This is a genomic window from Streptomyces sp. URMC 126 (assembly GCF_051386555.1).
Taxonomy (GTDB): domain Bacteria; phylum Actinomycetota; class Actinomycetes; order Streptomycetales; family Streptomycetaceae; genus Streptomyces.
In genome coordinates, this window is sequence record NZ_JBPQTX010000013.1 from 39,085 (window position 1) to 47,413 (window position 8,329).

General features: G+C 73.3%; 8 protein-coding genes and 1 riboswitch. Of the genes, 3 read left to right on the forward strand and 5 right to left on the reverse strand.

The window, feature by feature from the left end:
- Positions 1 to 10: 10 nt before the first annotated feature.
- Positions 11 to 1,351, reverse strand: a complete 1,341-nt coding sequence (locus tag ACSNOK_RS03270) for a tetratricopeptide repeat protein (protein ID WP_436779007.1) — start codon at positions 1,349 to 1,351, stop codon at positions 11 to 13.
- A gap of 238 nt (positions 1,352 to 1,589) precedes the next feature.
- Between ACSNOK_RS03270 and ACSNOK_RS03275 the strand changes: the two genes are divergently transcribed.
- Positions 1,590 to 1,757 carry a hypothetical protein gene (locus tag ACSNOK_RS03275; RefSeq protein WP_436779000.1) on the forward strand — a complete coding sequence of 56 codons (168 nt, stop codon included), beginning with the start codon at positions 1,590 to 1,592 and terminating at the stop codon, positions 1,755 to 1,757.
- Positions 1,754 to 2,047: a hypothetical protein gene (locus ACSNOK_RS03280; RefSeq protein WP_436779001.1), complete on the forward strand. Its 294-nt coding sequence runs from the start codon at positions 1,754 to 1,756 to the stop codon at positions 2,045 to 2,047. Before ACSNOK_RS03275 ends, ACSNOK_RS03280 begins: the two co-directional genes overlap by 4 nt.
- 98 nt (positions 2,048 to 2,145) lie before the next feature.
- Here ACSNOK_RS03280 and ACSNOK_RS03285 read toward each other — a convergent pair whose 3' ends face one another.
- The 4 genes from ACSNOK_RS03285 to gcvT all read right to left on the reverse strand — a co-directional run bounded on the left by ACSNOK_RS03285 (position 2,146) and on the right by gcvT (position 6,727).
- Positions 2,146 to 3,528: an L-serine ammonia-lyase gene (locus tag ACSNOK_RS03285; RefSeq protein ID WP_436779002.1), complete on the reverse strand. Its 1,383-nt coding sequence runs from the start codon at positions 3,526 to 3,528 to the stop codon at positions 2,146 to 2,148.
- 131 nt (positions 3,529 to 3,659) lie between these two features.
- Positions 3,660 to 4,922, reverse strand: coding sequence for a serine hydroxymethyltransferase (gene glyA / locus ACSNOK_RS03290; RefSeq protein ID WP_436779003.1), 1,263 nt, complete (start codon positions 4,920 to 4,922; stop codon positions 3,660 to 3,662).
- Positions 4,923 to 4,968: 46 nt separating this feature from the next.
- Positions 4,969 to 5,346, reverse strand: a complete 378-nt coding sequence (gene gcvH / locus ACSNOK_RS03295) for a glycine cleavage system protein GcvH (RefSeq protein ID WP_436779004.1) — start codon at positions 5,344 to 5,346, stop codon at positions 4,969 to 4,971.
- 229 nt (positions 5,347 to 5,575) lie between these two features.
- Entirely contained in the window at positions 5,576 to 6,727 is a 1,152-nt protein-coding gene (gene gcvT, locus ACSNOK_RS03300; RefSeq protein ID WP_436779005.1) for a glycine cleavage system aminomethyltransferase GcvT, read from the reverse strand.
- 160 nt (positions 6,728 to 6,887) lie between these two features.
- A riboswitch (glycine riboswitch) is annotated at positions 6,888 to 6,992 on the reverse strand.
- Between the two features lie 207 nt (positions 6,993 to 7,199).
- Between gcvT and ACSNOK_RS03305 the strand changes: the two genes are divergently transcribed.
- The coding region (locus ACSNOK_RS03305) for a hypothetical protein (protein WP_436779006.1) at positions 7,200 to 8,329 on the forward strand (1,130 nt) is incomplete at its 3' end.

Here is an 8,329-nt window from a genome sequence, read left to right on the forward strand (position 1 = left end):
GTCACGTCTTTCACGCCCCGACGAGCGCGGGAGCGAGGCGACGGGCCCGTGCGTGGAGTTCCTTGGCGGCATGGTTCCGCATGTGCGGGCGGATGCGGGCGTTCATGGCGCGGACGCGGTCGTCCGCGCGGCCGGAGTGGACGTCGGGGTAGTCGTCCAGGGCGAGGTGCCAGGTCCGGCAGGCGTCTTCCAAGTGACCGAGCTCCCATTGCCGTTCGGCGAGAGTGCAGCGGTGCCGGACGCGGGCCCGCCGGAACACGCCCTGCCGGACGCGGTCCGATTCCTTGAGCGCGGCCACCGATCCGGCGATGTCCCGCAGCTCGTAGCGGACCTGGCTCACGTGGTAGAGCAGCGACGACGGATCGTACGAACCGAAGGCCTTCGCCCGGGACTCGGCCTTCTCCATCGCCGCCTCCGCCTCCCGGAGGTACGCCAGCGCTCTCGCCCGGTCGCCGGTGCGGGCCGCGGCGTGTGCCTGCTGCCCGGCCAGGAAGGCGCGCATCCGGGGGCCCGCCCGCGGTGACGCTGCGGCCGCAGCGTCGGCGAGGCGCAGGGCCTCGCGTCCGTGCCCGAGATCCACGGCCTGGACGCTCATCCCGCGCAGGGTGGTGCAGTACGTGAGGTGGTCACCCGCCGCCCCGGCCAGTTCCAGAGCCTTGACGTAGTAGCGCTGGGCCAGGCCGTGGAAGCCCTCGTCGACGGCCATGTAACCGGTGAGATAGCAGAGGTCGGCGGCGGCCGACATCATCGCCTGCCGTACGGACTCCGGCGCGTCCGCGCGGAGATACGGGACCACCGTGTTGACGAGGAACGCCGCCGCCATCGGCCGCGCGTGGCGCCCGCCGAAGCTGTCGTCAAGCTCCGAGATCCGCTCCGTCATGGCGGACACCATGGCGACGTCCGACGCCCCGTACCGGGGCCGCTCACCCCGCGCGACCGTCTCCATGCGTCCGACGACGTCCTGCCAGTGCGGAACGGTCAGCGCGACGGAGAACAGCCCGGCCCCGAGGACGCCGCGCCGCGACGGATCCACATCCTGTCGGCCCAGTGCGAGCAGCCCCTCGGTGGTGCCCGCTGTGTCCTCGGCCCCCTCGCCGGGAGCGGGGAAACCGGCCTCGGCGTACGAGACCGGTCGCCCCAGCCGCCGGGAAAGGGCCTCCAGGACAAGGGGCCGCACGGACTCCCTGGGCAGATGGCCGCCGAGCCACTGATGGACCGACGGCTCGCGGTACCTGAGCGGCGTCCCGCGCTCGGTCCCGAGCCGGTTCACCTCCTGCGCGAACCGGCGCAGCGTCCAACCCGTCTCGCGGTCGAGCCTTGACAAGCCTGTGTCGTCCCGCGATTCACTCACAGCGCTCACGCCCTCGTGCCGGACTGTCACTTAAAGCTCTTAAGTCATGACGGCCCCCCAACCGTACCGCCGGGAGCGGCCGGTTGGTTCTCTGTACGAGTAACCGGGACGATCACCAATGGAGACGGATGGCTCCGACTTCTCTGGCAGCGAAGACCCGCACGCGCCCCACCGCCCGCCGCCCGGTTCACCCCCGGCCGCCGCGGCACCGATTCCGCTGGGGCGCCTGGTCAAGGACATGGGAACGGGGAGATTGGGGCTGATCCGGGAGACCGACGGCGGCAAGGTGCGCCTGCTGGGGATCGGCGGTACCGGTTCGTGGTGGTGCCCGAGGTACCGGCTGACCCTCGCTTCGCCCGACGAGCGCCGCGCGTTGGGGCTCGACCCGGAAGGGGGCGCGCGATGACCGGATCGAGTGACGGGGAAGCCGTCGGAGTCGGCGAATACCCGCCCCCGCGTCCGGACTTGGCGATCATGCGCGAGTACGTGGTCACCGTCCCGCACGGATCCGCTGCCGGAGGCGCGTACAGCCTCCCCGCCGTGTCCCAGCGGCCCCGCCGCCCGTGCGTCTGCTGTGCGGCCCTGCGGGAAGCGCTCGCGAACGCCGTGCGGGCGGGCGACGCGGCCGCCGAGGCGCTGGTCGCCCGGGAGCGGGCCGGGCACTGGCGGCGGGAGCACCGGCGAGTGCGCGCCTGACAGCGGCCGAGCGGCCGAGCGGGGAGCCGGGACGGCGACGCCCCGCCCGGGGGTGCGGGCGGGGCGTGCGGAGGGGGAGGTTCAGCGCGTCAGCGCGGTCAGCACTCGATGACGTTGACGGCCAGGCCGCCGCGTGCCGTCTCCTTGTACTTGACCTTCATGTCCGCGCCGGTCTCCTTCATGGTCTTGATGACCTTGTCGAGGGAGACGTGGTGCCGGCCGTCGCCGCGCAGGGCCATGCGGGCCGCCGTGACGGCCTTCGCCGCCGCCATGCCGTTGCGCTCGATGCACGGGATCTGGACCAGGCCGCCGACCGGGTCGCAGGTCAGGCCCAGGTTGTGCTCCATGCCGATCTCGGCCGCGTTCTCGACCTGCTCGGGGGAGCCGCCGAGGACCTCGGCGAGGCCGCCGGAGGCCATGGAGCAGGCCGAGCCGACCTCGCCCTGGCAGCCGACCTCGGCGCCGGAGATGGAGGCGTTCTCCTTGAAGAGCATGCCGATGGCGCCGGCGGCGAGGAGGAAGCGGACGACGCCTTCCTCGTCCGCGCCGGGGACGAAGTTCGTGTAGTAGTGCAGGACGGCCGGGATGATGCCGGCGGCGCCGTTGGTGGGAGCGGTGACGACACGGCCGCCGGCCGCGTTCTCCTCGTTGACCGCCATCGCGTAGACGGTGATCCACTCCATGGCGCGGGCCTGCGCGTCGCCCTCGGCGCGCAGCTGGCGGGCGGTGCTCGCGGCGCGGCGGCGGACCTTCAGGCCGCCGGGGAGGATGCCCTCGCGGGACATGCCGCGGCTGACGCACGCCTGCATGACGCGCCAGATCTCCAGCAGGCCGGCGCGGATCTCGTCCTCGGTGCGCCAGGCCTTCTCGTTCTCCATCATCATCGCGGAGATCGACAGGCCGGACTCGCGGGACATCCGCAGCAGCTCGTCGCCGGTGCGGAAGGGGTACTTCAGGACGGTGTCGTCGGGGACGATCCGGTCCGCCCCGACCGCGTCCTCGTCCACCACGAAGCCGCCGCCGACCGAGTAGTAGGTCTTCTCCAGCAGGGGCGCGCCGCTCTCGTCGTAGGCGAAGAGCGTCATGCCGTTGGCGTGGTACGGCAGCGAGCGGCGGCGGTGCAGGATCAGCTGCGTCGAGTCGTCGAAGTCGATCTCGTGGTCCGAGCCGATCTCGGTGCCGAGGAGGCGCAGGCGCTTGGTGGTGCGGATGCGCTCCACCTCGTCGTCGGCGATCTCGACGTCGACGGTGCGCGGGGAGTGGCCCTCCAGACCGAGGAGGACGGCCTTGGGGGTGCCGTGCCCGTGCCCGGTGGCGCCGAGGGAGCCGAAGAGCTCCGCCCGTACCGAGGCGGTCTGGGCGAGCAGGCCGTCCTTCTTCAGGCGGCCCACGAACATCCGGGCGGCGCGCATCGGGCCGACCGTGTGGGAGCTGGACGGGCCTATGCCGATCGAGAAGAGATCGAAGACGGAGATGGCCACGGTGGCAGCTCCTTGGGTCGGGGATGGTACGTGGGGGGTGACAGCTTTATGCGTGACGTGGTGCGGGGCACCGCGCTCACCTCCAGTGTGCGCGATGCCCCGTACATCCCGGTAAAACCGGAGGTCCGGTCCTACTTCAGGCCGGGGTACAGCGGGTGCTTGTCCGCCAGCGCCGTGACGCGGGCGCGCAGCGCCTGGGCGTCGTACTCGGGCTTCAGGGCCTCGGCGATGACGTCCGCGACCTCGCGGAAGTCCTCGGTGGTGAAGCCGCGGGTGGCCAGCGCCGGGGTGCCGATCCGCAGGCCCGAGGTGACCATCGGGGGGCGCGGGTCGTTCGGGACGGCGTTGCGGTTGACCGTGATGCCGACCTCGTGGAGGCGGTCCTCGGCCTGCTGGCCGTCCAGCTGGGAGTTGCGCAGGTCGACGAGGACCAGGTGCACGTCCGTGCCGCCGGACAGGACGGAGACGCCGTGTTCCTTGACGTCGTCCTGGACCAGGCGCTCGGCCAGGATCTTCGCGCCCTCCAGCGTGCGCTGCTGGCGCTCCTTGAACTCCTCGCTCGCCGCGACCTTGAAGGAGACCGCCTTGGCCGCGATCACATGCTCCAGCGGACCACCCTGCTGACCGGGGAAGACCGCCGAGTTGATCTTCTTGGCGAGCTCGGCCGTGGAGAGGATCACACCGCCGCGCGGACCGCCGAGGGTCTTGTGCGTGGTGGTGGTGACGACGTGCGCGTGCGGCACCGGGGAGGGGTGCAGCCCGGCGGCGACCAGGCCCGCGAAGTGGGCCATGTCGACCATCAGGTACGCGCCGACCTCGTCGGCGATCCGGCGGAAGGCCGCGAAGTCCAGCTGACGCGGGTAGGCGGACCAGCCGGCGACGATCAGCTTGGGGCGGTGCTCCTTGGCGAGGCGCTCGACCTCCTCCATGTCGACCAGGTTGGTCTGCTCGTCGACGTGGTACGCGACCACGTTGTAGAGCTTGCCCGAGAAGTTGATCTTCATGCCGTGGGTCAGGTGCCCGCCGTGGGCGAGGTTCAGACCCAGGATGGTGTCGCCCGGCTTGAGCAGCGCGAACATCGCCGCGGCGTTGGCCTGGGCGCCCGAGTGCGGCTGCACGTTGGCGGCCTCGGCGCCGAACAGCGCCTTGATCCGGTCGATGGCGATCTGCTCGACGACATCGACGTGCTCGCAGCCGCCGTAGTAGCGGCGGCCCGGGTAGCCCTCGGCGTACTTGTTGGTGAGGACCGAGCCCTGGGCCTCCATGACCGCGACCGGAGCGAAGTTCTCCGAGGCGATCATTTCGAGCGTGGACTGCTGACGGTGGAGTTCGGCGTCGACAGCGGCGGCGACGTCGGGGTCGAGCTCATGGAGGGAGCTGTTCAGAAGCGACATGAGTTCTTCCTGGGGCGGGAGGGGCCGGGTGGAGGCGGGACGCGAGTCAGCCGGCGAAGTCCGTGTACGCGTCGGCGGTCAGCAGCTCCGCCGGCTCGTCCGTGATCTTCACCTTGAACAGCCAGCCGCCCTCGAAGGGGGCGGAGTTCACCAGCGAGGGGTCGTCCACGACGTCCTGGTTGGCCTCGACGACCTCGCCCGTGACGGGGGCGAAGAGGTCGCTGACCGACTTGGTGGACTCCAGCTCACCACAGGTCTCGCCCGCGGTGATGGTGTCGCCCACGGCCGGGAGCTGGGCGAAGACGACGTCACCGAGCGCGTTGGCCGCGAACTCGGTGATACCCACCGTCGCCACACCGTTCTCGTCGGTGGCCGACAGCCACTCGTGCTCCTTGGTGTAACGGAGGTGCTGGGGGTTGCTCATGGGTCGATTCTCCTGTACGCGGATCGGTGCTTGTGCAGGACCCCTGGTCCGGCCAGGGGGTGTCTTGACAGGTGAGACGAGGGGTGAGGGGCGTCACAGCGGAGGCCGCGGGGGTTCCTCCCGGTTTCCCCGGGTATGCCCCGCCGGCCCCCGGCCCGGCCCGGTCTCCGTACGCGGGCGGTGCGGGCCGCGCGCCCGCGCCCGCGCAGGGGCCGGGGCCGGGCGGAGGTCAGCGCTCCCGCCGGTAGAACGGCAGCGCCACGACCTCGTACGGCTCGTGGCTGCCGCGGATGTCCACGGCGACCCCCGCCGTCCCGGGCGCGGCGTGGGCCGCGTCCACGTAGGCGATGGCGATCGGCTTGCCGAGCGTGGGGGAGGGGGCGCCGGAGGTGACCTCGCCGATCACCGCGCCCGAGGCGGCGTCCACCACCGGGTAGCCGGCCCGCGGCACCCGCCGCCCGGCGGCCACCAGGCCGACGAGCTTGCGCGGCGGGGCGTCTGCGGCGCGCTCGGCGGCGGCCTCCAGCGCCGCGCGGCCCACGAAGTCGCCCGGCTTGTCGAACTTGACGACCCGGCCGAGCCCGGCGTCGAACGGCGTGGTCGCGGTCGTCAGCTCGTGCCCGTACAGCGGCATGCCCGCCTCCAGGCGCAGCGTGTCCCGGCAGGAGAGACCACAGGGGACGAGCCCCGCCTCCGCGCCCGCCTCGGTCAGCGCCTGCCAGAGCTTCTCCGCGTCGGCGGGGGCGACGAACAGCTCGAAGCCGTCCTCGCCCGTGTAGCCGGTGCGGGCGATCAGCGCCTCGACGCCGGCGACCGTGCCGGGCAGGCCCGCGTAGTACTTCAGGCCGTCCAGGTCGGCGTCGGTGACCGACTTCAGGATCGCGGGCGAGGCCGGGCCCTGGACGGCGATCAGCGCGTAGTTCTCACGGTCGTCCCGCACCTCGGCCTCGAAGCCCGCGGCCCGCTCGGTGAGCGCGTCCAGCACCACCTGGGCGTTGGAGGCGTTGGCGACGACCATGTACTCCTCGTCGGCCAGCCGGTAGACGATCAGGTCGTCCAGGATCCCGCCGCGCTCGTCGCAGATCATCGTGTAGCGGGCCCGGCCGGGCTTCAGCGCGGACAGGTTGCCCACCAGGGCGTGATCCAGCGCCTGGCCGGCCTGCGGACCCGTAAGGGTGATCTCGCCCATGTGCGAGAGGTCGAACAGACCGGCGCGGGTGCGGACGGCCACGTGCTCGTCGCGCTCGCTCCCGTAGCGGAGGGGCATGTCCCAGCCGGCGAAGTCGGTCATCGTCGCGCCCAGGGCGCGGTGCAGCGCGTCGAGCGCGGTACGGCGGGGGGCGGCGGTCTCGGAAGGCGGTGCGGGCTGTGCAGCAGACATGGTCAAGGCTCCCGGGCAGCGGTCGCGGGGACGCGGGGACGTCGGAGGACGGCCTCCCCATCTGTCATCGGAACCTGAGAGGTTCACCGGGAGCCCCCGGAGGGGCGCGCGGCTTGCACCTTGGGTGGGACCGCCGGGCGGTCCGCTTTTCAGATCTGCCTCACCCTGCGCGGTACGGGGCCTGAGAGATTCAAGGGAGGAACTTGCTCCTTCGGCGCCCGGCGGGCGGCGGTACGCCGTGCCGGGACTCTCCCGCGCGGATTCGAGCGGCCGGTATGCAGTTGATCGTGACGCCGTTGGTCGTGCTCTTGGCGCGCACATCATTGCACGTACGGGCGTGCGATGGACCGTCCGGAGCCCATCGCATTGGATTACTTTTCCTTTACTCCCTCCGTATGCGAGGGGGGTACACCGAGAGCACGAGCGACGGAGCGACGAGGCCGTGGGAGAGCGTGCGAGGGGCGGGGGAGCGGTGCGAACGGGCGTCCAGGGGGAGGCGGCGGAAGCCGCGCGGGCGGCGCGTGCGGCGGGGGCCGCCGGGCCGCCGGTGCGCGACCTGCGCGGGGCGGCGCCGCCCCCGGCGGAGCTGCGGTACCGCGCCGGTGATCTGCTGGTGGTCTCCGGGCTCCCCGGCGCCGGCAAGTCCACCCTGATCCGGCGGGCCGTGCCCGCCCTCGACGGCCGGGGCGCCCCCGTCCGCAGCGTGGACTCGCAGGACGCCCGGGCCCGCCTGGAGCGCCGGCTGCGCGGGCTGCCGGTCCGGCTCCCGTACGGCGTCTACCGCCCCCTCGCGCGCCTCGCGCACTACGCGCGCCTCTGGCGCGCCCTGCGCTCCGGCGCGAGCCTCGTCGTGCACGACTGCGGGCAGCGCGGCTGGGTCCGCCGCCTGCTGGCCCGCGAGGCGCGCCGCCGCCGCACCGCGCTGCACGTCCTGCTGCTCGCCGTCGAGCCCGGGGCGGCGCTCGCCGGGCAGCGGGCCCGCGGGCGGACGGTCTCCCGGGCCGCGTTCGCGCGCCACCGCCGTGCCATGGAGCGGCTGATCACGGCCGCGGCCGGGGGCCGGCCGCCGACGGGCGCCGCGAGCGTGGTCCTGCTCGACCGCCCGGCCGCGGCGGCGTTGCGGACGATCGCCTTCACGGACCCGAGCGCGACGAGCGCGCCCGGCGGTCCGGGGGCGGCCGGGGCCTTCGCCGGTCCGTCCCCGGCGGGAGGCTCCGCCGGTCCGTCCCTGGCGGAGGGCTCCGCCGGTTCCTCCCCGGCGGGAGAATCCGCCGGAGCACCGGCCGGTGCCTCCCCGGCGGCGCCGGCCGCCGTGCCGCGCCGAACGGAGGCGTCCGTTCCGCGATCGTCCGCCTCAGGGCCCGCCGTTCCGGGACCGCCTGCCCCGGGACCCTCCGTTCCGGGGCCGTCCGTTCCCGTCCATCCGCCGTCCTCCGGCGCGTTCCGTCCTGCGTCGAAGCCCCCTGGGGCGAAGTCTCCCGGGCCGCCCTCCGAGCCCGCCCGTGCGCCCGGCCCGTCCGCTCCGGGACCGGCCGTTCCCGTCCGCCCGCCGTCCCCGGGCGCGTTCCGCCCCGCGCCGAAGCCCCCCGCGCCGAAGCCTCC

Coding starts and splice junctions, on each gene's coding strand:
- ACSNOK_RS03275 (WP_436779000.1), top strand. CDS start 1,590: ATGGGAACGGGGAGATTGGGGCTGATCCGGGAGACCGACGGCGGCAAG.
- ACSNOK_RS03280 (WP_436779001.1), top strand. CDS start 1,754: ATGACCGGATCGAGTGACGGGGAAGCCGTCGGAGTCGGCGAATACCCG.
- glyA (WP_436779003.1), bottom strand. CDS start 4,922: ATGTCGCTTCTGAACAGCTCCCTCCATGAGCTCGACCCCGACGTCGCC.
- gcvH (WP_436779004.1), bottom strand. CDS start 5,346: ATGAGCAACCCCCAGCACCTCCGTTACACCAAGGAGCACGAGTGGCTG.
- gcvT (WP_436779005.1), bottom strand. CDS start 6,727: ATGTCTGCTGCACAGCCCGCACCGCCTTCCGAGACCGCCGCCCCCCGC.